21 protein-coding genes and 1 riboswitch are annotated in these 22472 nt (G+C 69.3%); of the genes, 14 read left to right on the top strand and 7 right to left on the bottom strand.

The features are described 5' to 3' along the window. Positions 1 to 75 precede the first annotated feature (75 nt). A complete protein-coding gene (nadA, locus tag ASC56_RS15215) occupies positions 76 to 1260 on the bottom strand; it encodes a quinolinate synthase NadA (RefSeq protein ID WP_055491949.1) in 1185 nt (394 codons plus the stop codon). A gap of 312 nt (positions 1261 to 1572) precedes the next feature. On the opposite strand from nadA, the gene ASC56_RS15210 reads away from it, so the two are divergent. Next, positions 1573 to 1929: an iron-sulfur cluster assembly accessory protein gene (locus tag ASC56_RS15210; RefSeq protein WP_055491910.1), complete on the top strand. Its 357-nt coding sequence runs from the start codon at positions 1573 to 1575 to the stop codon at positions 1927 to 1929. 97 nt (positions 1930 to 2026) lie between these two features. Here the strand turns inward: ASC56_RS15210 and ASC56_RS15205 are convergent, their stop codons facing one another. Together ASC56_RS15205 and ASC56_RS15200 are read right to left on the bottom strand one after the other, a co-directional pair. Next, positions 2027 to 3556, bottom strand: coding sequence for a hypothetical protein (locus tag ASC56_RS15205; protein WP_234376958.1), 1530 nt, complete (start codon positions 3554 to 3556; stop codon positions 2027 to 2029). A gap of 166 nt (positions 3557 to 3722) precedes the next feature. Beyond that, positions 3723 to 3932: a hypothetical protein gene (locus ASC56_RS15200; RefSeq protein WP_055491909.1), complete on the bottom strand. Its 210-nt coding sequence runs from the start codon at positions 3930 to 3932 to the stop codon at positions 3723 to 3725. 133 nt (positions 3933 to 4065) lie between these two features. Here ASC56_RS15200 and ASC56_RS15195 point away from each other — a divergent pair, with 133 nt between their 5' ends. Continuing rightward, positions 4066 to 5040: a carbohydrate kinase family protein gene (locus ASC56_RS15195; RefSeq protein ID WP_055491908.1), complete on the top strand. Its 975-nt coding sequence runs from the start codon at positions 4066 to 4068 to the stop codon at positions 5038 to 5040. A 77-nt stretch (positions 5041 to 5117) separates the two neighbouring features. On the opposite strand, the gene ASC56_RS15190 is transcribed toward ASC56_RS15195, so the two are convergent. Next, entirely contained in the window at positions 5118 to 6497 is a 1380-nt protein-coding gene (locus ASC56_RS15190; RefSeq protein WP_055491907.1) for a cysteine desulfurase/sulfurtransferase TusA family protein, read from the bottom strand. Between the two features lie 258 nt (positions 6498 to 6755). Here ASC56_RS15190 and coxB point away from each other — a divergent pair, with 258 nt between their 5' ends. The 4 genes from coxB (at position 6756) to ASC56_RS15170 (ending at position 11236) form a co-directional block, all read left to right on the top strand. Then, complete coding sequence (coxB, locus tag ASC56_RS15185; protein WP_055491906.1) at positions 6756 to 7715, top strand: cytochrome c oxidase subunit II; 960 nt, start codon at positions 6756 to 6758, stop codon at positions 7713 to 7715. Next, positions 7712 to 9448, top strand: a complete 1737-nt coding sequence (gene ctaD / locus ASC56_RS15180) for a cytochrome c oxidase subunit I (RefSeq protein ID WP_055491905.1) — start codon at positions 7712 to 7714, stop codon at positions 9446 to 9448. The genes coxB and ctaD overlap by 4 nt, the downstream gene beginning before the upstream one ends. Further along, positions 9445 to 9843, top strand: coding sequence for a cytochrome c oxidase subunit 4 (locus ASC56_RS15175; RefSeq protein WP_055491904.1), 399 nt, complete (start codon positions 9445 to 9447; stop codon positions 9841 to 9843). Before ctaD ends, ASC56_RS15175 begins: the two co-directional genes overlap by 4 nt. 130 nt (positions 9844 to 9973) lie before the next feature. Continuing rightward, positions 9974 to 11236: an Ig-like domain-containing protein gene (locus tag ASC56_RS15170; RefSeq protein ID WP_055491903.1), complete on the top strand. Its 1263-nt coding sequence runs from the start codon at positions 9974 to 9976 to the stop codon at positions 11234 to 11236. Between the two features lie 93 nt (positions 11237 to 11329). Here ASC56_RS15170 and ASC56_RS15165 read toward each other — a convergent pair whose 3' ends face one another. Next, positions 11330 to 11731 (bottom strand): response regulator transcription factor, encoded by a 402-nt coding sequence (locus ASC56_RS15165; protein WP_055491902.1) that lies wholly within the window; start codon positions 11729 to 11731, stop codon positions 11330 to 11332. 187 nt (positions 11732 to 11918) lie between these two features. Here ASC56_RS15165 and ASC56_RS15160 point away from each other — a divergent pair, with 187 nt between their 5' ends. The 6 genes from ASC56_RS15160 (at position 11919) to ASC56_RS15135 (ending at position 19172) form a co-directional block, all read left to right on the top strand. Beyond that, positions 11919 to 12539 carry a heme-copper oxidase subunit III gene (locus ASC56_RS15160; protein ID WP_055491901.1) on the top strand — a complete coding sequence of 207 codons (621 nt, stop codon included), beginning with the start codon at positions 11919 to 11921 and terminating at the stop codon, positions 12537 to 12539. Positions 12540 to 12652: 113 nt separating this feature from the next. After that, positions 12653 to 13465 carry a c-type cytochrome gene (locus tag ASC56_RS15155; RefSeq protein ID WP_055491900.1) on the top strand — a complete coding sequence of 271 codons (813 nt, stop codon included), beginning with the start codon at positions 12653 to 12655 and terminating at the stop codon, positions 13463 to 13465. Next, complete coding sequence (locus ASC56_RS15150; protein WP_055491899.1) at positions 13462 to 14520, top strand: ubiquinol-cytochrome c reductase iron-sulfur subunit; 1059 nt, start codon at positions 13462 to 13464, stop codon at positions 14518 to 14520. Before ASC56_RS15155 ends, ASC56_RS15150 begins: the two co-directional genes overlap by 4 nt. After that, positions 14517 to 16154, top strand: a complete 1638-nt coding sequence (locus tag ASC56_RS15145) for a cytochrome bc complex cytochrome b subunit (RefSeq protein ID WP_055491898.1) — start codon at positions 14517 to 14519, stop codon at positions 16152 to 16154. Before ASC56_RS15150 ends, ASC56_RS15145 begins: the two co-directional genes overlap by 4 nt. Positions 16155 to 16288: 134 nt before the next feature. Continuing rightward, complete coding sequence (gene trpD / locus ASC56_RS15140) at positions 16289 to 17353, top strand: anthranilate phosphoribosyltransferase (RefSeq protein WP_055491897.1); 1065 nt, start codon at positions 16289 to 16291, stop codon at positions 17351 to 17353. Between the two features lie 146 nt (positions 17354 to 17499). Beyond that, positions 17500 to 17616: riboswitch (SAM riboswitch) on the top strand. A 194-nt stretch (positions 17617 to 17810) separates the two neighbouring features. After that, positions 17811 to 19172, top strand: coding sequence for an aminotransferase class V-fold PLP-dependent enzyme (locus tag ASC56_RS15135; RefSeq protein ID WP_055491896.1), 1362 nt, complete (start codon positions 17811 to 17813; stop codon positions 19170 to 19172). A gap of 169 nt (positions 19173 to 19341) precedes the next feature. Here the strand turns inward: ASC56_RS15135 and ASC56_RS15130 are convergent, their stop codons facing one another. Both ASC56_RS15130 and ASC56_RS15125 read right to left on the bottom strand, forming a co-directional pair. Then, the gene (locus ASC56_RS15130; protein WP_055491895.1) at positions 19342 to 19623 is read right to left on the bottom strand and encodes an Lrp/AsnC family transcriptional regulator; all 282 of its coding nucleotides are present in this window, start codon (positions 19621 to 19623) and stop codon (positions 19342 to 19344) included. Beyond that, positions 19620 to 20351, bottom strand: a complete 732-nt coding sequence (locus tag ASC56_RS15125) for a rhomboid family intramembrane serine protease (protein WP_055491894.1) — start codon at positions 20349 to 20351, stop codon at positions 19620 to 19622. The genes ASC56_RS15130 and ASC56_RS15125 overlap by 4 nt, the downstream gene beginning before the upstream one ends. Positions 20352 to 20507: 156 nt before the next feature. On the opposite strand from ASC56_RS15125, the gene ASC56_RS15120 reads away from it, so the two are divergent. Continuing rightward, on the top strand, positions 20508 to 20747 hold the full coding sequence (locus ASC56_RS15120; protein ID WP_055491893.1) for a hypothetical protein: 240 nt from the start codon (positions 20508 to 20510) through the stop codon (positions 20745 to 20747). A gap of 34 nt (positions 20748 to 20781) precedes the next feature. Continuing rightward, positions 20782 to 22131, top strand: coding sequence for an NYN domain-containing protein (locus tag ASC56_RS15115; RefSeq protein WP_055491892.1), 1350 nt, complete (start codon positions 20782 to 20784; stop codon positions 22129 to 22131). Positions 22132 to 22472 lie beyond the last annotated feature (341 nt).

Raw genomic sequence — 22472 nt, 5'->3', positions numbered from 1 at the left:
CGCACGGGATGTGCGGGCCGGGCCTCTCTCATGCGGCGACGTGTGTCATGCGGCGACGTGGGGGACCAGGAACCCCTAAGGGAGCGCCAGCATCCGCTCCAGCGCCAGCTTCGCGAACGCCTCCGTCTCCTTGTCCACCTCGATGCGGTTGACCAGGTTGCCCTCGGCCAGCGACTCCAGCGCCCACACCAGGTGCGGCAGGTCGATACGGTTCATCGTCGAGCAGAAGCACACCGTCTTGTCGAGGAAGACGATCTCCTTGCCCTCCGGCGCGAAACGGTTCGCCAGGCGCCGTACGAGGTTCAGCTCCGTACCGACGGCCCACTTGGAGCCCGCCGGGGCGGCCTCCAGGGCCTTGATGATGTACTCGGTCGACCCCACGTGGTCCGCCGCGGCCACCACCTCGTGCTTGCACTCGGGGTGCACCAGCACGTTCACGCCCGGGATGCGCTCGCGCACGTCGTTGACCGAGTCGAGGCTGAAGCGCCCGTGCACCGAGCAGTGGCCCCGCCACAGGATCATCTTCGCGGCGCGCAACTCCTGTGCCGTAAGACCGCCGTTCGGCTTGTGCGGGTTGTAGACGACGCAGTCGTCCAGCGACATGCCCATGTCCCGCACCGCCGTGTTGCGGCCCAGGTGCTGGTCCGGCAGGAACAGGACCTTCTCACCCTGCTGGAACGCCCACTCCAGGGCCCGCTCGGCGTTGGAGGAGGTGCAGATCGTGCCGCCGTGCTTGCCGGTGAACGCCTTGATGTCCGCGGAGGAGTTCATGTACGAGACCGGCACGACCTGCTCGGCGATGCCCGCCTCGGTCAGCACGTCCCAGCACTCGGCGACCTGCTCGGCGGTCGCCATGTCGGCCATGGAGCAGCCGGCCGCCAGGTCCGGCAGGACCACCTTCTGGCCGTCGGACGTCAGGATGTCCGCCGACTCCGCCATGAAGTGCACACCGCAGAACACGATGTACTCCGCCTCGGGCCGCGCCGCCGCGTCCCGGGCCAGCTTGAAGGAGTCGCCCGTGACGTCCGCGAACTGGATGACCTCGTCGCGCTGGTAGTGGTGGCCGAGCACGAAGACCTTGTCCCCGAGCTTCTCCTTGGCCACCCGGGCGCGCTCGACCAGGTCCGGGTCGGACGGCGAGGGCAGGTCGCCGGGACACTCGACGCCCCGTTCGCTCTTGGGGTCGGCCTCACGGCCGAGCAGCAGGAGGGCGAGAGGCGTCGGCTGTACGTCGAGCTCCTGGGTGTGGGCGGTGGTCACGACACGCACCCTTTCTGTTCTGCGGCTCGTCGGCCCGAGCAGGGCCGACGGGACATGCGGGACAAGCCTTTTCGTCGAATTGACGCTATCTATCATAACCGGTTCATGTCAGTTTGACGATGGCCATAACGTCGATGTGACGTGAATCCCGGCGGCCCCTGCCGGGCCGTCTTCGGCCGCTGTGCGTGTTCCGCCGCGTATGCGAGCATGAGGGAGGAAGAGAAAGAAACGCGCACGGCCCGGAATGAATCCGCGGCCAAGCCGGTTGCACTCGTCGGCAAGCAGTCTCCGTACAACCCGGGAGAGATGTAGATGTCCGTACAGGACGAGACCACCACCGTCACCGACGGCATCATCCTGACCGACGCCGCCGCGGCCAAGGTCAAGGCCCTGCTCGACCAGGAAGGCCGTGACGACCTGGCGCTGCGTGTCGCGGTTCAGCCCGGCGGTTGCTCCGGCCTGCGCTACCAGCTCTTCTTCGACGAGCGTTCCCTCGACGGCGACGTCGAGAAGGACTTCGGCGGGGTCAAGGTCGTCACCGACCGGATGAGCGCCCCCTACCTGGGCGGCGCCACCATCGACTTCGTCGACACCATCGAGAAGCAGGGCTTCACCATCGACAACCCGAACGCGACGGGCTCCTGCGCCTGCGGCGATTCCTTCAGCTGAGCACCGCGCCACCACCGGTGACCGTTCACCGGCACGCGTACGAAGGCGGCGTCCCCCTCCGCAGGGGGACGCCGCCTTCGCGTATCCAAGAGCCGCGCTACCGGGCCTGGGCCGCCCCCGAGCCGCCGGGGGACGCCTTCGAGGGCATGAAGGCCGTCCCCTTCGGGATGGGCGCGCCGTCCGAGCCCACCACCTCCCGGTTCCCGAGCGGTGCCTTCAGATGCAGCGTCGCGTGATAGACCTTGGCGATCGCGATGCAGACCTTGCCCTGCCAGGGAGTCTCGGTCACGGTCACCGTCACCTTGTCGGAGCCCTCGCTCACGGACGCCGCGTAGTCCGCGCACACCCCGCCCTCGTAGGCGATCGTGAGGTCCTTGCCGCCCGCGGTGTAACCCATCACCTTCACATCGCGCTTCGCCGGCGCCGACGAGGACCCCTCGCCCGGCCCGCTGGTCCGCGGCTCCGGTGCACCGCTCGGCTGCCCCGGCGGCTGGGGCGCGGTCAGATACCGCGGGTCGACCGCCGTACGGGTCACCGTGAAACCGTCCCCGGCCCCCGCCGGCCGCACCTGGAACAGCCACGACGGCACCAGGACCGCCTTCCCGCCCACGGAGTGCGCGGCGAGCCCGAACACCGCGTCCTGCACGGTCGCCGACGCCCGCTTCGGCGCGGCGGTGGACGCGCGGCACGGCTGCTCGTCCCTGTCCTTGAGCGGTACGGGGCTGGCGCAGCCGCCGATGCCCTTGCGGCCGTACGAGGTCGTCGCGCCGTTCATCAGCTCCAGCGTCCTCTTCGCGTCGAGGACCGGGTACGTGGCGCCCTTGACCGGTGGCTTCAGGTTGCCGCTGCCGCCGGTCACCTGGCCGTCCGCGGCCACCTGGACGCCGGTCGACCACCCGTAGGTGGGCAGCCCGCCGACCTTCGGCTGGGCGTTCACCACCCGGACGGAGCCCATCAGCTGGCGCGCGTCGAGCTTGGCGTCGTCCTGGCCCAGCGCCTCCAGCACCGGGGCGGCGGCCTTCTTCGCGGCGGCCTCGCTCACCGTCGCGGGGGCCTCCCCGGCGGACGTGCACGGCGCCGCGCCCTTGCAGCGGCTGTCGGAACCGGGCGCGTACCGGCTGAATGTCCAGGTGCCCGGCGCCTGTGCGTTCACCTGCAGGAACGGCCCCGAGCCGTCCTTGGTGGTCCCCACGGTCCACGCCTGGCCGGCCCGCTTCGGCGTGCCGGTGACGTTCAGGGCCTTGGCGAGCCGGGCCACTTCGTCCCGCGTCACCTCACCCCTCGCCCAGTACACGGGCGCCGACTTCGGGCCGCCCGGAAGCCCGCCCTGCACGCGATACGTGGTGCCGTACGGGTTGGGCTCATCCACCGCGACACCGGGCGTGCCGCCCTCGCTGTAACCGTCGAGGGCCAGCGCCGGGGGAGTGCCGTCACCGCCCGGCGTCGAGGAGCCGCCCGATCCGCCGGACGCGGTCGCCGCCAGATACGCTCCGCCGCCCCCGACGAGCAGGACCGCGGCCACGACCGAGGCGACGACCGCGGGGGAGCGCCGCCGCGGGGCGGCCTCGTCCGTGTCCTCGGTGGCTGCGGTCGCGTCGCTCGCGTCGTCGGGTCGCTCGGTGTTCACCGCATCGCTCCTTCGGCTCCACTGCTGTCCCAGGAGACCCTTCCGCGCTGGTGCAGCGCACAACAAGGTCGTACCCCGCCTCCCCCTTACGGGGGACGGCAATGGGACGCAGCGGGGGAGCGCACGGTTCCCTCACGGACGCGCCCGGTTCGACGAAGGCGCCCGGTCAGTCCCCGTAGTCGGACATCGCGTCCAGGAGGCGGGCCGAGGCGGGCGGCACCCGGACGCCGTGGATCCGGGACGGGGAGACCGGCCGGGACGCGGCCTTCTCGGGCGCGGCCCAATGGGGAGTCATCCGGGCGCAGTCGCCGCGCAGCGACGCCAGGTCCCCTTCCGTGTCGAGCGGGGCGGTGCCATGGGCATCGAGCTTCGTCATACTCGCACCGTAGGCACGGTAGAGCCCACGAAGAAAGATCTACTATCGGGTAGTTTTGCCTGCTTCAGAGGACCGGGTCGACCGGGTAGCGTGAACTGTCAATCCCCCTCCTCCACAGGAGCGTGTCCTCGTCGTGCGTATCGCAGTCACCGGCTCCATCGCCACCGACCACCTCATGACCTTCCCCGGGCGCTTCGCCGACCAGCTCGTCGCGGACCAGCTGCACACGGTCTCCCTCTCCTTCCTGGTCGACCGTCTCGACGTACGTCGTGGCGGGGTGGGCGCGAACGTCGCTTTCGGTATGGGACAGCTCGGTACCGCACCGATCCTGGTCGGCGCGGCCGGCTCGGACTTCGGGGACTACCGGGCGTGGCTCGACCGGCACGGGGTGGACACGGCCTCCGTGCACATCTCGGGGACCCAGCACACGGCCCGCTTCGTGTGCACCACCGACGCCGACCACAACCAGATCGGTTCCTTCTACGCCGGCGCGATGAGCGAGGCCCGGCTGATCGAGCTCAAGACCGTCGCCGACCGGGTGGGCGGCCTGGACCTGGTGCTGATCGGCGCCGACGACCCGGAGGCGATGCTGCGCCACACGGAGGAGTGCCGCACCCGGTCCATTCCCTTCGCCGCCGACTTCTCGCAGCAGATCGCGCGCATGAACGGCGACGAGATCCGGATACTGCTGGACGGGGCGACCTACCTCTTCTCCAACGAGTACGAGAAGGGGCTCATCGAGACCAAGACGGGCTGGACGGACGCCGAGATCCTGGCCAGGGTGGGCCACCGGGTGACCACCCTCGGCGCGCGGGGCGTGCGCATCGAGCGGTCCGGCCAGGACCCGGTCGAGGTCGGCGTGCCCGAGGAGACGGCCAAGGTCGATCCGACGGGCGTCGGCGACGCCTTCCGGGCGGGCTTCCTGTCGGGCCTGGTGTGGGGTGTGTCCCTGGAGCGCGCGGCCCAGGTGGGCTGCATGCTCGCGACCCTGGTCATCGAGACGCTGGGCACCCAGGAGTACGAGCTGCATCGCTCCCACTTCATGGACCGCTTCACCAAGGCGTACGGCGAGGAGGCCGCGGCCGACTTCCAGCACCACCTGGTCTGACCCCCGGGCGGACCGACCCGGACTGACCCGGACCGACCCGGACCGATCCGGACCGACCCCGGGCGGACCTGGCGGGCCTAGGAGAGCCGGCGGACCAGATAGGCGGAGCCCCGTTCCGCCGGCTCCTCTCCCACGTACTGCTGTCCCCGCATCTCGCACCAGGCCGGGATGTCCAGCCGCGCCGCCTCGTCGTCCGACAGGACGCGCACCGTGTCGCCCACCGGGACGTCCCCGATGACCTTGGCCAGCTCGATCACCGGGAGCGGGCACCGCTTGCCGAGAGCGTCCACGACGAGGGCGTCCTCCCGTGCGGCGGCGGTCCGCACGGACGGCGCGCCGAGCTTCTCGCGCACCGCCCCGACCGCGCCCGGCAGTACCGAAAGGAACCGGTCCACCTCCTCCGCCGGCGTCCCGGGCGGCAACGAGACGCGGACATTGCCCTCGGTGAGCACCCCCATCGCCTTCAGCACATGGCTCGGTGTCAGCGTGCTGCTCGTGCACGACGATCCCGACGACACCGAGAAGCCGGCCCGGTCCAGCTCGTGCAGCAGTGTCTCCCCATCGACATAGAGACAGGAGAAGGTGACGATCCCCGGCAGGCGGCCGACCGGATCGCCCACCACCTCCACATCGGGCACCAGCTCCGGCACCCGGGCCCGGATCCGCTCCGTCAGCTCCCGCAGCCGCGCCGCCTCCTCAGCCGCCTGCGCCCGCACCGCCCGCAGCGACGCGGCGGCCGCCACCACCGCCGGGATGTTCTCGAACCCGGCCGACCGCCCCGACTCCCGCTCGTCCACGGGACCTTGGGCTGCGAACCGCACCCCCTTGCGCACGACGAGAAGTCCGACACCTGAGGGACCGCCCCATTTGTGCGCGCTCGCCGTCAGCACCGACCAGTCGCCCTCCACCGGCCCCCAGCCCAGCGACTGTGCCGCGTCCACGAGCAGCGGCACCCCGGCCGCGCGGCACACGTCGGCCACCTCGGCCACCGGCTGCACCGTCCCGACCTCGTGATTGGCCGACTGGAGGCAGGCCAGCGCGGTGTCCGGACGCAACGCCTCCGCGTACGCCCCGGGAGTCACCGCGCCCGCGCGGGAGACCGGCACCCGGGTCACCGTCCCGCCGGCCGCCTCGAACACCTCCGCCGAATGAAGCACCGAGGAGTGTTCGACCGCTGACACGATCAGGTGGCGCCCGACCCTGCGGCGGCCCGCCAGGGCACCCTCGATGCCGGAGTGCACCGCCCGTGTTCCGGAGGAGGTGAAGACCAGCTCGTCCGGGCGGCAGCCCACCGCCTCGGCGGCCGCCTCGCGCGCCGCGTCCAGCAGGAGCCGGGCCCGCCGTCCCTCGCGGTACAGCCGGGCGGGATCGGCCCACCCCTCGTCGAGCGAGGCCTGCAGGGCCTGGCGGGCGACGGGGTGCAGGGGAGCGGCGGACGCGGCGTCGAAGTAGGACACACCGCAACGCTAACTCCTGCGAACCGCGCGGCTCGTCGAAGGAGCGGAAGGCCCCGTCAGTTGGGGGCCGGAGCCGGTCATTCCACCCCTTCGGAGTGTCGGGCGGCGCGTTGGGCACCCTCCCCGCGCAGCCCCAAATAGCGTCCAGTAGGGTTTGGTCCGCATAAACATCCAAACCCCTGCCCGACGCAGGGCGGCGACCGACCAGCGAGAAGGCCGCAGCCAACCGCGCGGGCGAGACTCTCGGGAAGGCGCTACGTGAGTCCCAACGGCTCCGACCGCTCGCCGCGGCGCCCGATGCGGCGGAAGCTGCTGCAGGCACTGACCGCGGGCCTGGTCCTGGCGACCGCCACCGGTTGCACATACAAGGACTTCCCCCGCCTTGGTATGCCCACCCCGACCACGGAAGAGGCTCCGCGGATCCTCTCCCTGTGGCAGGGGTCCTGGGCGGCCGCGCTCGCCGTCGGCTGCCTGGTCTGGGGCCTGATCCTGTGGAGCGCGTTCTTCCACCGGCGCAGCCGCACCAAGGTCGAGGTTCCTCCGCAGACGCGGTACAACATGCCGATCGAGGCGCTGTACACGGTGGTCCCGCTCATCATCGTCTCGGTGCTCTTCTACTTCACGGCCCGCGACGAGTCGAAGCTCCTCGACACCTCCAAGCAGCCCGATGTCACCATCAACGTCGTCGGCTACCAGTGGAGCTGGGGCTTCAACTACGTCACGCCGGTCGCCGGGGTGACGGGTGACGCGAAGACCGATCCGAACCTGAACGCGATTCCGGACCGGTTGAAGAAGGCCTTCCCGGCGAACGCCGGCGGTGTGTACGACTTCGGTACGCCCGCCACGCGGAACCCGCAGAACAACATGCCCGGCCCGACCCTCTGGCTCCCCAAGGGCAAGACGGTCCGCTTCGTCCTCACCTCGCGTGACGTCATCCACTCCTTCTGGGTGGTGCCGTTCCTGATGAAGATGGACGTCATCCCGGGCCACACCAACGCCTTCCAGGTGACCCCCAACCAGGAGGGCACCTTCCGGGGCAAGTGCGCCGAGCTGTGCGGCGTCGACCACTCCCGGATGCTGTTCAACGTGAAGGTCGTCTCCCCTGATCGGTACGAGCAGCACCTCAAGGACCTCGCGAAGAAGGGGCAGACCGGTTACATCCCGTCCGGCATCGCTCAGACGAGCCACGAGAAGAACCGGGAGACGAACAACCTGTGAGCATCCTCAACGAACCCCAGGGTGCCGCCGCAGCTGAGGACTCGTACGAGAACGAGCTGCCGGTACGGCGCAGGCGACCGGGCAACGTCGTCGTCAAGTGGCTGACCACCACCGACCACAAGACGATCGGCACGCTGTATCTGGCCACGTCGTTCGCCTTCTTCCTCATCGGCGGCGTCATGGCCCTGCTCATGCGCGCCGAGCTGGCCCGCCCGGGCCTGCAGATCATGTCGAACGAGCAGTTCAACCAGGCGTTCACGATGCACGGCACGATCATGCTGCTGATGTTCGCGACGCCGCTGTTCGCCGGTTTCGCGAACTGGATCATGCCGCTGCAGATCGGCGCGCCCGACGTGGCGTTCCCGCGGCTGAACATGTTCGCCTACTGGCTCTACCTCTTCGGCTCGCTCATCGCGGTCGGTGGCTTCCTCACCCCGCAGGGCGCGGCCGACTTCGGCTGGTTCGCCTACAGCCCGCTGTCGGACGCGGTCCGTTCGCCGGGCATCGGCGCCGACATGTGGATCATGGGCCTGGCCTTCTCCGGCTTCGGCACCATCCTCGGCTCGGTCAACTTCATCACCACGATCATCTGCATGCGCGCGCCCGGCATGACCATGTTCCGCATGCCGATCTTCGTGTGGAACGTGCTGCTGACCGGTGTGCTGGTCCTGCTGGCCTTCCCGGTCCTCGCGGCCGCGCTGTTCGCCCTGGAGGCGGACCGCAAGTTCGGTGCCCACGTCTTCGACGCGGCAAACGGCGGCGCCCTGCTGTGGCAACACCTCTTCTGGTTCTTCGGCCATCCAGAGGTGTACATCATCGCGCTACCGTTCTTCGGCATCATTTCCGAGGTCATCCCGGTCTTCAGCCGTAAGCCGATGTTCGGCTACATGGGTCTCATCGGTGCCACCATCGCGATCGCCGGCCTGTCCGTGACCGTGTGGGCGCACCACATGTACGTCACCGGTGGCGTGCTGCTTCCGTTCTTCTCCTTCATGACGTTCCTCATCGCCGTCCCCACCGGCGTGAAGTTCTTCAACTGGATCGGCACGATGTGGAAGGGCTCGCTGTCCTTCGAGACGCCGATGCTCTGGGCGACCGGCTTCCTGATCACCTTCACGTTCGGTGGTCTGACCGGCGTCATCCTGGCGTCGCCGCCGATGGACTTCCACATCTCGGACTCGTACTTCGTGGTGGCGCACTTCCACTACGTGGTCTTCGGTACGGTCGTCTTCGCCATGTTCTCCGGCTTCCACTTCTGGTGGCCGAAGTTCACCGGCAAGATGCTCGACGAGCGTCTCGGCAAGATCACCTTCTGGACGCTGTTCATCGGCTTCCACGGCACCTTCCTGGTGCAGCACTGGCTGGGCGCCGAGGGCATGCCACGTCGTTACGCGGACTACCTCGCGGCCGACGGCTTCACCGCCCTGAACACGGTCTCGACGATCTCCTCGTTCCTGCTCGGCCTGTCGATCCTGCCGTTCCTCTACAACGTGTGGAAGACGGCCAAGTACGGCAAGCCGGTCGGCGTCGACGACCCGTGGGGCTTCGGCCGCTCCCTGGAGTGGGCGACCTCCTGCCCGCCGCCGCGGCACAACTTCCTCACGCTGCCGCGGATCCGTTCGGAATCGCCCGCCTTCGACCTGCACCACCCGGAGATCGCCGCGCTCGAGCAGCTTGAGCACGCCGGTGCCGGTAGCAATGCCGTCGCTGGTGGCAAGGAGGCCGGCAAGTGAAGATCCAGGGCAAGATGTTCCTGTGGCTGGCCGTCTTCATCCTCGCCATGGCCATCATCTACGGCCTGTGGTCGAAGGAGCCGGCCGGCACCACCGCGCTCTTCCTGGCCTTCGGCCTGAGCGTCATGATCGGCTACTACCTGGCCTTCACGGCCCGGCGGGTCGACGTGGGCGCCCAGGACAACAAGGAGGCCGACGTCGCGGACGACGCCGGTGAGATCGGCTTCTTCAGCCCGCACAGCTGGCAGCCGCTCTCCCTCGCCGTCGGTGGCGCGCTCGCCTTCCTGAGCATCGCGATCGGCTGGTGGCTGATGTACTTCTCGGCCCCGCTGATCCTGGTGGGCCTGTGGGGCTGGGTCTTCGAGTACTACCGCGGCGAGAACCGCACCCAGTAGCACGCGCCGAGCGCACGGGAGCCCGGACACTCCACAGGGAGTGGCCGGGCTCCCTCGTTTGCCACGCCCGGTGTCCCTCGTACGGGCCACTGGGCGCGCCGCAGTTGACGGACGTTCATAGCGTGAGTCCATGAACCACTCACCGCGAGACCGCACGGTCGTCAGCTGCACCCTGCTGGTGGTCGCCCTCGGCGCGGGCCTCGCCGCCTGCGGATCCGACGGCGACCCGCTCTCGGCGAAGCCGTACGACGCGGGGGGTCAGATCACTCACAACGCCCCTGTCGGCACCGACCGGAAGGCCGACCCCGACAAGCCCCTGGAGATCCGCGCGGCGGACGGGGACGGGCGCATCACGGACGTCACGGCCACCGACGCCCGGGGGCGCCACGTGGCCGGCGAACTCTCCGCCGACGGCAGCCGCTGGCACAGCACCTCGCCGCTGGCCGCGGGCACCCACTACACGGTGCGGGTGAGCACGGAGGACGAGGACGGCGCCCCCGGGCGCAAGGTCATCGAGTTCGACACCGGCGCCCCGAGCACCAAGAATCAGCTGAACGTCTCCTTCGGGCCCGAGTCCGGCACCTACGGCGTCGGCCAGCCCCTCACCGCCGAACTCAGCGTTCCCGTCAAGGACAAGGCGGCCCGGGCGACCGTCGAGCGCTCCCTCAAGGTGGACTCGGTGCCCGCGGTCGAGGGCTCCTGGCACTGGGTGAACGACAAGACGCTGCACTACCGCCCCAAGGACTACTGGCCCGCCCACACCACCATCACGGCGCACAGCAACCTCCCGGGCGTGAAGATCGGCGACCGGCTCTGGGGCGGCGAGACGAAGCCCGTGAAGCTCACCACGGGCGACCGCGTCATCGCCGTCACGGACGCCGCCTCGCACCAGCTGACGGTCTACAGGAACGACCAGCAGATCAACCGGATCCCGGTCACCACCGGCAAGCGCGGCTACGAGACCCGCAACGGGGTCAAGGTCGTCCTGTCCAAGCAGTACTTCGTACGTATGCGCGGGACCACCATCGGCATCTCCGCCAGCTCCAGCGACTCCTACGACCTGAACGTCTACTGGGCGACCCGGGTGACCTGGAGCGGCGAGTACGTGCACGCCGCGCCCTGGTCCGTCGACTTCCAGGGGTACGCCAACGTCAGCCACGGCTGCACCGGGATGAGCAACAGCAACGCCCAGTGGTTCTTCAACGCCGTGCGGGAGGGCGACATCGTCAAGGTCGTGAACTCCAACGGCAAGGAGATGGAGCCCTTCGGCAACGGCTTCGGCGACTGGAACCTCGACTGGGACAAGTGGCGCGAGGGCAGCGCCCTGATCGCGGACACCGCCAACGGACAGAGCTCCCAGAACCACGCACGACTGCGCCCGGAGTCGACATGACGACGGGCATCCAAGCCCTGTCGGGGGCGCGAATGCCCGTCAGGGGCGCGGGGAACCGCGCGACAAGCCGCGACGGGCCCGCGCTCGGAGCTGCTAGGCGCTCGTAAGGGCCTTGCGCCGCAACAGCGCAGCCAAGGCCGAGGCGAACTCCACCGGCTCCACCGGCAGCGCCACAGCCGCATCGGCCCGGCTCCACGTCGCCAGCCAGGCGTCCTGCGGCCGCGCGATCAGCACCAGGACCGGCGGGCAGTTGAAGATCTCGTCCTTGATCTGCCGGCAGACGCCCATGCCACCCATCGGCACGGCCTCGCCGTCCAGGACGCACACGTCGATACCGCCCTTGTCCAGCTCCCTGACGACGGCGTCCGGCGTCGCGCACTCCAGGAACTCGACCACGGGGACGTCCGGGGCGGGCCGGCGCCCGGCCGCGAGCCGCACCTGTTCGCGAGTGGTGGAGTCGTCGCTGTAGACCAGCACCGTGGCGGTCGGCTGCATGCTTCCTCCGGTACTCAGTGGTGTCTGCCGTCGTACGGAACGGACCGATGGGGCGGATGCTACTCCCTTGAACACGTGGTCAACAGCGGTTCGGACATGGCTTCGGTGCGCCATACGGGCAGTACACACGGTGCGGACACTCCGAACGGCACCCCCCGGAGTGAGGGCGGGATAAGCGACCGACATAATGTCGGTCGTGGCGACAGCAACGACAGTAGAAACCGGGCACGCGCACCCGTCGGTCAACCGGCCGAACCTCACCAGCGTCGGAACCATCATCTGGCTGAGTTCCGAGCTGATGTTCTTCGCGGCCCTCTTCGCGATGTACTTCACTCTGCGATCGGTGACCGGGCCGACTCACTGGAAGGAGATGGCGAGCCATCTCAACTTCCCGTTCTCGGCGACGAACACCACGATCCTGGTGCTCTCCTCCCTGACCTGCCAGCTCGGCGTGTTCGCCGCCGAGCGCGGGGACGTGAAGAAGCTCCGGGGCTGGTTCATCGTCACCTTCATCATGGGTGCGATCTTCGTCGGCGGGCAGATCTTCGAGTACACCGAGCTGGTCAAGAAGGACGGCCTCTCGCTGTCCTCCGACCCGTACGGCTCGGTGTTCTACCTGACCACCGGCTTCCACGGACTGCACGTGACGGGTGGTCTCATCGCCTTCCTGCTGGTCCTCGGCCGCACCTACGCGGCGCGGAGGTTCACCCACGAGCAGGCGACCGCCGCCATCGTCGTGTCCTACTACTGGCACTTCGTCGATGTCGTCTGGATCGGCCTCTTCGCCACGATCTACATGATCAGGTAGTCGGCCGTCGGCCGCGGCGGACGTTCACCCGATCGAGGAGAACCGATCGCCCGCGACGATCCGATCCATTCTCAGAAGCATCGACGCAGAAGATCCTGACACCGGGGTAATCCGTGAAAAAGCTCTCCGCACGACGACGCCATCCGATGGCGGCGCTCGTCGTCCTACTCATCGCGCTGACGCTCTCCGGGGGGCTGTACGCCGCGTTCGCGCCCGCCGGCAAGGCGCAGGCCGATGACACCGCCCAGTCCCTCGCCATCGAGGAGGGCAAGAAGCTCTACTCGGTGGGCTGCGCCAGCTGCCACGGCACCGGCGGTCAGGGCAGCTCCAACGGTCCGAGCCTGGTGGGCGTGGGCGCCGCGGCCGTCGACTTCCAGGTCGGCACCGGCCGTATGCCTGCTGCCACCTCGCAGGGCCCCCAGGTGCCCCGGAAGAGGAACATCTACACGCAGGCCCAGATCGACCAGCTCGCGGCGTACATCGCCTCGCTCGGTGCCGGCCCGACCGTTCCGACGGCGAACGACTACAGCCCCGAGGGCGCCGACATCGCCAAGGGCGGCGAGCTCTTCCGCACCAACTGCGCGCAGTGCCACAACTTCACCGGCAAGGGCGGCGCGCTGACGGACGGCAAGTTCGCGCCCAGCCTCGACGGTGTCGCCCCGAAGCACATCTACGAGGCCATGCAGACCGGCCCGCAGAACATGCCCTCCTTCCCCGACACCACGCTGTCGCAGCAGAACAAGAAGGACATCATCGCGTACCTCAACGCGGTCAACGGTGACAAGACCGTGAGCCCCGGTGGCCTCGAACTGGGTGGTCTGGGTCCGGTCTCCGAGGGCCTGTTCGCCTGGATCTTCGGCCTCGGCGCGCTGATCGTGGTCGCCGTCTGGGTCGCCGCTCGGACCGCAAAGGCCAAGAAGTCATGAGTAGCCAAGACATTCCAGAAGAGAACCTGCCCGCTGAGCAGGACACCGAGCCCGGTGCCGTGACGGTCGCGGACGAGCGGAACCCGTTCGCCGACCCGGGCCTGCCGCCCCACGAGCACCGCATCCAGGACATCGACGAGCGGGCCGCCAGGCGCTCCGAGCGCACGGTCGCCATGCTGTTCACCCTGTCGATGCTGGCCACCATCGCCTTCATCGCCTCGTACGTGGCGATCCCGAAGGACAAGTCGATCTACGTCTTCCCGATCGGGCACATCAGCGCGCTGAACTTCGCGCTGGGCCTGACGCTGGGCGTGGCGCTGTTCCTGATCGGCGCGGGCGCGGTCCACTGGGCCCGCACCCTGATGTCCGACGTGGAGATCGCCGACGAGCGTCACCCGATCGAGGCGCCCCCGGAGGTCAAGGCGAAGGTCCTCGCCGACTTCAAGACGGGTGCCGAGGAGTCACAGCTCGGCCGACGCAAGCTGATCCGCAACACGATGCTCGGCGCGCTGGCGCTGGTGCCGCTCTCCGGCATCGTCCTGCTGCGCGACCTCGGTCCGCTGCCCGGCACCTCGCTGCGTCACACGCTCTGGTCCAAGGGCAAGCTCCTCGTCAACATGAACACGAACCAGCCGATGCGTCCGGCGGACGTCGCGGTCGGCTCGCTGACCTTCGCCAAGCCCGAGGGCCTGGAGGAGCACGACGAGAACTTCCAGGTCGAGATCGCCAAGGCGGCCTTGATGATCGTCCGGCTGCAGCCGGACAACATCAAGGACAAGCGGGAACTCCAGTGGTCCCACCAGGGCATCGTGGCGTTCTCGAAGATCTGCACCCACGTCGGTTGCCCGATCTCCCTGTACGAGCAGCAGACGCACCACGTCCTCTGCCCGTGCCACCAGTCCACCTTCGACCTCTCCGACGGTGCCCGGGTCATCTTCGGCCCGGCCGGTCACGCCCTGCCGCAGCTGCGCATCGGCGTCAACGCGGACGGCTACCTCGAGGCGCTCGGCGACTTCGAAGAGCCCGTCGGTCCTGCATTCTGGGAGCGCGGATGAGCACTACGACGACCAACGACTCCGCTTCGCGCGGAAGGGCACCCGCCGGCGAGCGCGTGGCGGACTGGGCCGACGGCCGCCTGGGGATCTACTCCCTGGCCAAGGCCAACATGCGCAAGATCTTCCCCGACCACTGGTCGTTCATGTTGGGCGAGGTCTGCCTCTACAGCTTCATCATCATCATCCTCACGGGTGTGTATCTGACGCTGTTCTTCCACCCCTCGATGAACGAGGTGGTGTACCACGGCAGCTACGTGCCCCTGCAGGGCCAGCTGATGAGCGAGGCGTTCAACTCGACGGTGCACATCAGCTTCGACGTCCGCGGCGGTCTGCTGATCCGGCAGATCCACCACTGGGCGGCGCTGATCTTCCTCGCCGGCATGTTCGTGCACATGATGCGCGTGTTCTTCACCGGCGCGTTCCGCAAGCCGCGTGAGATCAACTGGCTGTTCGGCTTCCTGCTGTTCGTCCTGGGCATGTTCACCGGCTTCACCGGCTACTCGCTCCCGGACGACCTGCTCTCCGGCACCGGTGTGCGCTTCATGGAGGGCGCGATCCTGTCCGTGCCGATCGTCGGCACGTACCTGTCGATGTTCCTCTTCGGCGGCCAGTTCCCGGGCGGCGACTTCGTGGCCCGCTTCTACTCGATCCACATCCTGCTGCTGCCGGGCATCATGCTCGGCCTGGTGGTGGCCCACCTGATCCTGGTCTTCTACCACAAGCACACGCAGTTCGCGGGTCCCGGCAAGACGAACAACAACGTCGTCGGCATGCCGCTGCTGCCGGTGTACATGGCCAAGGCCGGAGGGTTCTTCTTCCTGGTCTTCGGTGTCATCGCGGCCATCGCGGCGATCGCCACGATCAACCCGATCTGGGCCATGGGCCCCTACCGTCCGGACCAGGTGTCCACGGGCGCCCAGCCCGACTGGTACATGGGCTTCTCCGAGGGCCTGATCCGTACGATGCCGGGCTGGGAGATCAACGTCTGGGGTCACACGCTCGTCCTGGGTGTGTTCGTCCCGCTGGTGATCTTCCCGCTGGTCCTGGTCACGATCGCGGTCTACCCGTTCATCGAGGCCTGGGTCACCGGCGACAAGCGCGAGCACCACATCCTGGACCGCCCGCGCAACGCGCCGACGCGTACGGCCTTCGGTGCCGCGTGGATCTCCTGGTACTTCGTGCTGCTGGTCGGTGGTGGTAACGACCTCTGGGCCACGCACTTCCACCTGTCGATCAACGCGATCACCTGGTTCGTCCGCATCGCCTTCTTCGTGGTGCCGGTGCTGGTGTTCATCGTCACCAAGCGGATCTGCCTCGGCCTCCAGCGCCGCGACCGCGACAAGGTGCTGCACGGCCGTGAGTCGGGCATCATCAAGCGGCTGCCGCACGGTGAGTTCATCGAGGTCCACGAGCCGCTCAGCCAGGAGCAGCTGCACACGCTCACGGCCCACGAGCAGTACGAGCCGGCCGCGATCGGCCCGACGGTCGACGAGAACGGCGTCGAGCGAAAGGTCAAGGTCTCGGAGCGGCTGCGTGCCAAGCTGAGCGGCGCCTACTACGGGGAGAACAACCAGATCCCCAAGCCCACGGTGGAGGAGTACAAGGAGATCACGAGCGGCCACGGCCACCACTGATCGCTGCACGCCACGCCACGGTGAGGGCCCCGTCCATTGCATGGACGGGGCCCTTTGCCATGCCCGGCGCTGGATAGGGTGGAGGTGTTGAAGACTCGCGTCCCCTTCGGGACACACCGACCCAGGAGCGGCTTATGAGCGCTGTGACCCCCGCTGGAGGCGACACCGCGGCGGGCCGTTCCTGGCCCCAGGTGCTGAACGGGCTGCTCGACGGCCGCGACCAGAGCGCGGACGACACGGCCTGGGCGATGGACCGCATCATGCGCGGCGAGGCGACGGACGCGCAGATCGCGGGCTTCGTCGTCGCCCTTCGGGCGAAGGGCGAGACGGTGGAGGAGATCACCGGACTCGTCCGGGCGATGTACGACCACGCGAACGTCATCGAGGTACCGGGGCCGACGGTGGACATCGTCGGTACGGGCGGGGACGGCGCGAAGACGGTCAACATCTCCACGATGTCGTCGATCGTGGTGGCCGGCACCGGCGCGAAGGTGGTCAAGCACGGCAACCGGGCCGCGTCCTCCGCGTCGGGGGCCTCGGACGTGCTGGAGAAGCTCGGGGTCAATCTGAGGCTGACGCCGCGGCGGGTGGCGGAGGTGGCCGAGGAGGCCGGGATCACCTTCTGCTTCGCGGTGGCGTTCCACCCGGCGCTACGGCACGTGGCCGCGGCGCGCGGGCAGCTGGGCATCCGCACGACGTTCAACGTCCTGGGCCCGCTGACCAACCCGGCGAAGGTGAAGGCGCAGGCGGTGGGCGTCGCGGACGCGCGGATGGCGCCGATCGTGGCGGGCGTCTTCGCGGAGCGCGGGAACTCATCCCTGGTGTTCCGGGGTGACGACGGCCTGGACGAGCTGACGACCACGTCGACGTCACGGGTGTGGATCGTCCGTGACGGCAAGGTCACCGAGGAGTCCTTCGACCCGCGGGACGTCGGCATCGAGCTGGTGCCGGTGGAGGCGCTGCGGGGGGCCGACGCGTCCTACAACGCCGAGGTCGCGCGGCGGCTTCTGGAGGGCGAGACGGGGCCGGTACGGGACGCGGTACTGCTGAACTCGGCGGCGGCGCTGGTGGCGCTGGAGCCGGGGGACGGCCCGCTCGTGGACCAGATCCGGGCGGGCATGCGGAAGGCGGCGGAGTCGATCGACTCGGGCGCCGCGAAGCGGACGCTGGAGCGCTGGGTGGCCGCGAGCAACGCGTAGCGGTTCGGCGTGGACCGGGGGCGCTGGTGTGAACGGTGCCCCCGCGAGCGTCAGTACTCCTCCGCGCAGTTCCGTAACCCTCCGCGCATCCCGCCATGCGGACAGAAGTTGCGGGACGACGATCAGCTCACGTAGTTTCCTGTTCAGGTCATGAGCGACAGCCATTCGGCCCCGGCCGGCTGTCCGGCAACCCTCCGTCCGTGGCGGGGTGCCCCGGGTGAAGACCAGGCCGTAGGCAGCGAGGTCTGCGGCAAGCGCGGACCCCTCGCGTCACCAGGGGTCCTGGTCGTTCGAGGGAGCCTTCCGTGAGCAAGCGAATGCGTTAGGGCCGCAGAGCCCCGCCTCCGCATCCCCTTCCGCTTCACCGTTCACCCTTCCCGTGCCGTTGACATACCGGCGCAGCCCTGTGCGCGCCGTCCGGCACGGCGATCGCATCTGCTTTCACGGGAGTGCACCCATGTCCGTCTCCACCGTTGCCGCCGACCAGTCCGTTTGTGCCCCGCTGCCTGTTCTGGGTAGGGATGTCACCGTTCCGCTTGTGACGGGGGGCGAAGTCACCTACGCCGCGCTCGACTACGCGGCCAGCGCCCCGGCCCTGCAGCGGGTCTGGGACGACGTTGCGGCGTACGCGCCGTACTACGGCAGTGTCCACCGCGGTGCCGGATACCTCTCGCAGCTGTCCACCGACCTGTTCGAGAACGCCCGCCGGACCGTCGCCGCGTTCCTGGACTGCCGCGACAGCGACCAGGTGATCTTCACCCGGTCGACCACCGACTCGCTCAACCTCCTCGCCGCCACGCTGCCCGCCGACTGCCAGGTCTTCGTCTTCGAGACCGAGCACCACGCCTCCCTGCTGCCCTGGAGGGAGGCCCGGGTCACCTACCTCAACGCCCCGCGCACACCGCAGCAGGCCGTCGAGACCCTGGAGCGCGCCCTCGCGGACCGCGATCCGCATGGCCCGGCCCTCGTCTGCGTCACCGGCGCCTCCAACGTCACGGGCGAGCTGTGGCCCGTACGCGAGCTTGCGGCGGCCGCCCACGCGAACGGCGCGCGTATCGTCCTGGACGCCGCGCAGCTCGCCCCGCACCACCCGGTGTCCGTCCGTGACCTCGACGTCGACTGGATCGCCTTCTCCGGCCACAAGCTGTACGCGCCCTTCGGCTCCGGCGTCCTGGCCGGCCGCGCCGACTGGCTGCGTGAGGCGGAGCCGTACCTCGCGGGCGGCGGCGCCAGCCGCAGGGTCACCCGGCGCACGGACGGTGGGGTGGACGTCGCCTGGCACGAGACCGCGGCACGGCACGAGGCCGGCTCGCCCAATGTGATCGGGGCCTACTCCATCGCCTCCGCCTGCAAGGCCCTCGCCGAGGCCGGCTTCGACGCGATCGTCGCCCGCGAGCGGTACCTGATCGGCAAGGTGCGGGAGGGGCTCGCCGAGGTCCCCGAGGTCAGGGTTCTCTCCCTGTTCGGCGACGACTCGCCCCGCGTCGGCGTCCTCTCCTTCGTCGTCGAGGGCTGGAACAGTTCCCACTTCGCCGCCGCGCTCTCCGCGGAATACGGCATCGGCGTCCGTGACGGCCTGTTCTGCGCCCACCCGCTGGTGCGCACCCTGCTGGGCAGCGACCCGGGGACCCAGGGCGAGTGCGGCGCCCCCGAGGCCGTGCCCGGTGAGAAGTCCCTGAACGCGATCCGCGTCAGCTTCGGCGCGGGCACGCCCGACGAGCACGTGGAGCGATTCGTGCGCGCGGTCAAGGAGCTCGTCCGCGACGGCGCGAAGTGGAACTACCGTACGGAGGACGGCCGTTGCGTCCCGGCGGTCTGATCCCCTGACCGGCGGGTGACCTGTCCGCTCCCTCCCCGCAACCCAGGGCGGCCGGGGAGCGGACGTCGCCGGAGCTCCCGCGGCGGCCCCGCGGCGGACCGGCCCCGCCCGTGCATCCCCTCGGACCGCGGCACCCCGGCCCTGGACGTCCCGAGGGGTCGGAAGGGCCCTAGTTGTCCAGCCCGATCGCGAACGCCGCCTCCAGGTCGTGTTGCGAGTAGGTGCGGAAGGCGACATGCGTGTCCGTGGCCAGGACGCCGGGGATCTTGCTGATCCGGCCGGGGATGACGTCCGCCAGGTCGTCGTGGGCCTTCACCCGGACCATGGCGATGAGGTCGTACGTGCCGGTGACGGAGAAGACCTCGCTGACGGAGTCCAGCGCGGCGATCGACTCGGCGATCTCGGGGATCCGGTCCACGCTGGTCTTGATGAGCACGATCGCGGTGATCACGGCTGGTGTTCTCCCTCGGGGGCCTGGGCTGGGGGTTTCACCCTACTCGTACGGCCGTAGCGCACCCATGCGTAGAGGAAGCCCAGCGAGAAGCCGACCAGGTGGGCCAGGTAGGCGACCCCCGGGCCCGGTGCCGCGTGGCCGGCCGCCATCCACTGCAGGGTCGCCCAGAAGGGCAGCACCACCCAGGCCGGGAACCGCAGCGGCAGGAACAGCAGGAACGGGAAGAGACTGGTCACCCGGGCCTTGGGGAAGAGGAACAGGAACGCGCCGAGAACCGCGGAGATCGCCCCGGAGGCCCCGACCAGCGTCTGTGCCGACTCGGCGTTGGCCGCCGCGTAGCCGACCAGCGCCAGATAACCGCAGCCCAGGTAGAACAGCGAGAACTCCAGGTGGCCCATCCGCTCCTCGGCCATCGCCCCGAAGACGTAGAGGAAGAGCATGTTGCCCAGCAGATGCACCCAGCTGCCGTGCACGAACAGGGCGCTCGCGGGAGTGAGCGCGGCCCGTGGCGCCCCGCTGAACAGTTCCACGGGCACCACGCCCCAGCGGGCGAAGTAGGCCCGCTGCGCGGCGAGCAGGGTGTCCCCGGTGCCGTACACCGGATTCAGTCCCGAGGCCGGTGAGACGACGAAGATCAGACAGCACAGGATCATCAGCCCGTATGTCACGGGAGCCGACTGACCCCGCAGCGATCGGACGGCCGCCCTGCTCCAGGTGCTGATCATGGGACAGAGCATGGCGTACCCGGACCGATCCGCACAGAGTGCCTCGCCGCGTGGGACGGGCGGGCGGCGACTGCCCGCCAGGCCGTAGGGTTACGAGCCACATGCTCCGGGGAAGCTGGCGCATCACGGAGACTGGAAGAAGGAAGAGCAGCCACGATGACGGTTTCCCTGCCGACCGAGACGACCCGCTGGCGCTGCACGCTCTGCGGCAATCTCACACGGTTCGACGTGACCCGCTCGTCGAAGGTCGTCGAGTATGTGCACCTGGATCTGGCCGGGGAGCCCAAGGTCGAGGAGCGCGAGGTGGTCAGTGAGACCATCGAGTCGGTGCGTTGCCGCTGGTGCAACGCCGTGGACCAGGTGGAGCTCGTGGACAGGCCGGGCGCCGGCTCCTGAGGGAGGCGGCCCCGCACAGGCATTGGGGTGACGGATGGTGGAGACCACGGGCGGGGAGCCGGTCGACGGCACCGCTGAGGTGCTCGACCGTCCCCTGCCCGACGGTGTGCGCCGCCGGGTCGTGCAGATCGTGTCCGACGGCTTCGGCGGGCTGACGCTCGGCGAACTGCCCGCGCAGCTGCGGCAGTATGCCCGCTTCACCCCGAACCGCCGGGCCAAGTTCGCGGGCAACGCCATGGCGGCGGCCCTGGAGACCGAGCCGCTCTTCCGTCAGCGCATCGCGGAGCGGCTCAGAGAGACCCAGCCGGAGCTCACCGGCGCCCTGGACTCCGGCTCGCCGCCCCCGGCCGCGGACCCGCTCGACGTGGCGGCCGCGGCCTATGTACTGCGCCCGGCGGGCTGGGTGAAGCTCGTGACCGCCGCCGGCGAGGAGGCTCAGCGCGCGGACGCCGAACGCGCCGACGAGGAGAGCCGGGCCGAGCTGGAGCGGCTGCGCGAGGAACTGGGCGCCGCCCGTGAGCAGACCCGTGCCGAGACGGAGCGGCTGCGTACGGAGCTGGAGTCGGCGCGCAAGGAAGCCGAATCGCTTCACCGCAAGCTGCGCGCGGCTCTCAGTGACGTCAAGCGCGGCGAGGCCGCCCTGCGCAAGGCGCAGGGCGAGGTGGAGGCCGCACGCGCCGAGGGGCAGGCGCAGGTGTCCGCCGCCGAGAGCGAGACCAGGCGGCTCAAGGCGCGTCTCGCCGAGGTGGAGGGCAGCCTGGAGGCCACCCGCCGGGCGGCGCGCGAGGGACGCAGCGTGGAGGACATGCGCGTACGGCTGCTGCTCGACACCGTGCTGGAGGCGGCTCAGGGGCTGCGGCGGGAGCTGGCGCTGCCGCCGGTCTCCGTGCGCCCGGCGGAGACCGTGGATGCGGTCGAACCGGGACGGATGACCCCGAAGGACATCGCCGCCCGTGCGCTGTCCGAAAACGATCCGGCGATCCTCGACCAGTTGCTCGCGCTGCCGCAGGCGCATCTGGTGGTCGACGGCTACAACGTCACCAAGACCGGGTATCCGCAGATGCCGCTGGAGAAGCAGCGGCTCAGGCTGCTCGGGCAGCTCTCCCAGCTGGCCGCTCAGACCGGTGCCGAGGTCACCTGCGTCTTCGACGGGGCCGAACTGGCGGCTCCGGTGCTGCTCGCGCCGCCGCGTGGAGTGCGGGTGCTGTTCTCCAAACCGGGCGTCACCGCCGATGAGTTGATCCGCCAGCTGGTGCGCGCGGAACCGCCGGGCCGGCCGGTCATCGTGGCCTCCACGGACCGTGAGGTGGCCGACGGGGTCGCCAGGGCGGGCGCGCGCCCGGTGGCATCGGCCGTGCTGCTCAAGCGTCTCTCCCGCAGCTGAAATCGGGCGGAACACCTCTCAATTGGGCACATCGCCCTCGACTTTCGGCCCTTCTCGAGTGCGGCTTCCTCTTGTGCCGTACGTCCCATGAGTCGCGTACGCACCAAGCGCAACGTCAGCCGGGGATGCCCGGATTGAGGGTGTCCTCACGCAACGTAGCGTCAAGCCGACATCACTGCATGTGAGTTGAGTGCAAAGAATGCGCACGGTGACTGAGATTTTTCACGCCAGGATTTGATCTGATCACAAGAGGGTCACTAGGGTCTGGCCTCGAACCTCCGCTCGGGTGATCACTCATGGGGAGTGACGGTGGAGGGGCACCGCCCGCCGGCGTGTCGGTA

This window comes from Streptomyces sp. TP-A0356 (assembly GCF_001417775.1).
Lineage (GTDB): Bacteria > Actinomycetota > Actinomycetes > Streptomycetales > Streptomycetaceae > Streptomyces.
Note: the sequence above shows the minus strand (reverse complement) of the source record. Positions and strands in the feature narration are given on the sequence as shown.

Bases quoted from the DNA above. Each gene is read 5' to 3' on its own strand.
- ASC56_RS15210 (WP_055491910.1), top strand. From the start codon at position 1,573: ATGTCCGTACAGGACGAGACCACCACCGTCACCGACGGCATCATCCTG.
- ASC56_RS15200 (WP_055491909.1), bottom strand. From the start codon at position 3,932: ATGACGAAGCTCGATGCCCATGGCACCGCCCCGCTCGACACGGAAGGG.
- ASC56_RS15170 (WP_055491903.1), top strand. From the start codon at position 9,974: ATGAACCACTCACCGCGAGACCGCACGGTCGTCAGCTGCACCCTGCTG.
- ASC56_RS15165 (WP_055491902.1), bottom strand. From the start codon at position 11,731: ATGCAGCCGACCGCCACGGTGCTGGTCTACAGCGACGACTCCACCACT.
- ASC56_RS15160 (WP_055491901.1), top strand. From the start codon at position 11,919: ATGTCGGTCGTGGCGACAGCAACGACAGTAGAAACCGGGCACGCGCAC.
- ASC56_RS15150 (WP_055491899.1), top strand. From the start codon at position 13,462: ATGAGTAGCCAAGACATTCCAGAAGAGAACCTGCCCGCTGAGCAGGAC.
- ASC56_RS15145 (WP_055491898.1), top strand. From the start codon at position 14,517: ATGAGCACTACGACGACCAACGACTCCGCTTCGCGCGGAAGGGCACCC.
- trpD (WP_055491897.1), top strand. From the start codon at position 16,289: ATGAGCGCTGTGACCCCCGCTGGAGGCGACACCGCGGCGGGCCGTTCC.
- ASC56_RS15135 (WP_055491896.1), top strand. From the start codon at position 17,811: ATGTCCGTCTCCACCGTTGCCGCCGACCAGTCCGTTTGTGCCCCGCTG.
- ASC56_RS15125 (WP_055491894.1), bottom strand. From the start codon at position 20,351: ATGATCAGCACCTGGAGCAGGGCGGCCGTCCGATCGCTGCGGGGTCAG.
- ASC56_RS15120 (WP_055491893.1), top strand. From the start codon at position 20,508: ATGACGGTTTCCCTGCCGACCGAGACGACCCGCTGGCGCTGCACGCTC.
- ASC56_RS15115 (WP_055491892.1), top strand. From the start codon at position 20,782: ATGGTGGAGACCACGGGCGGGGAGCCGGTCGACGGCACCGCTGAGGTG.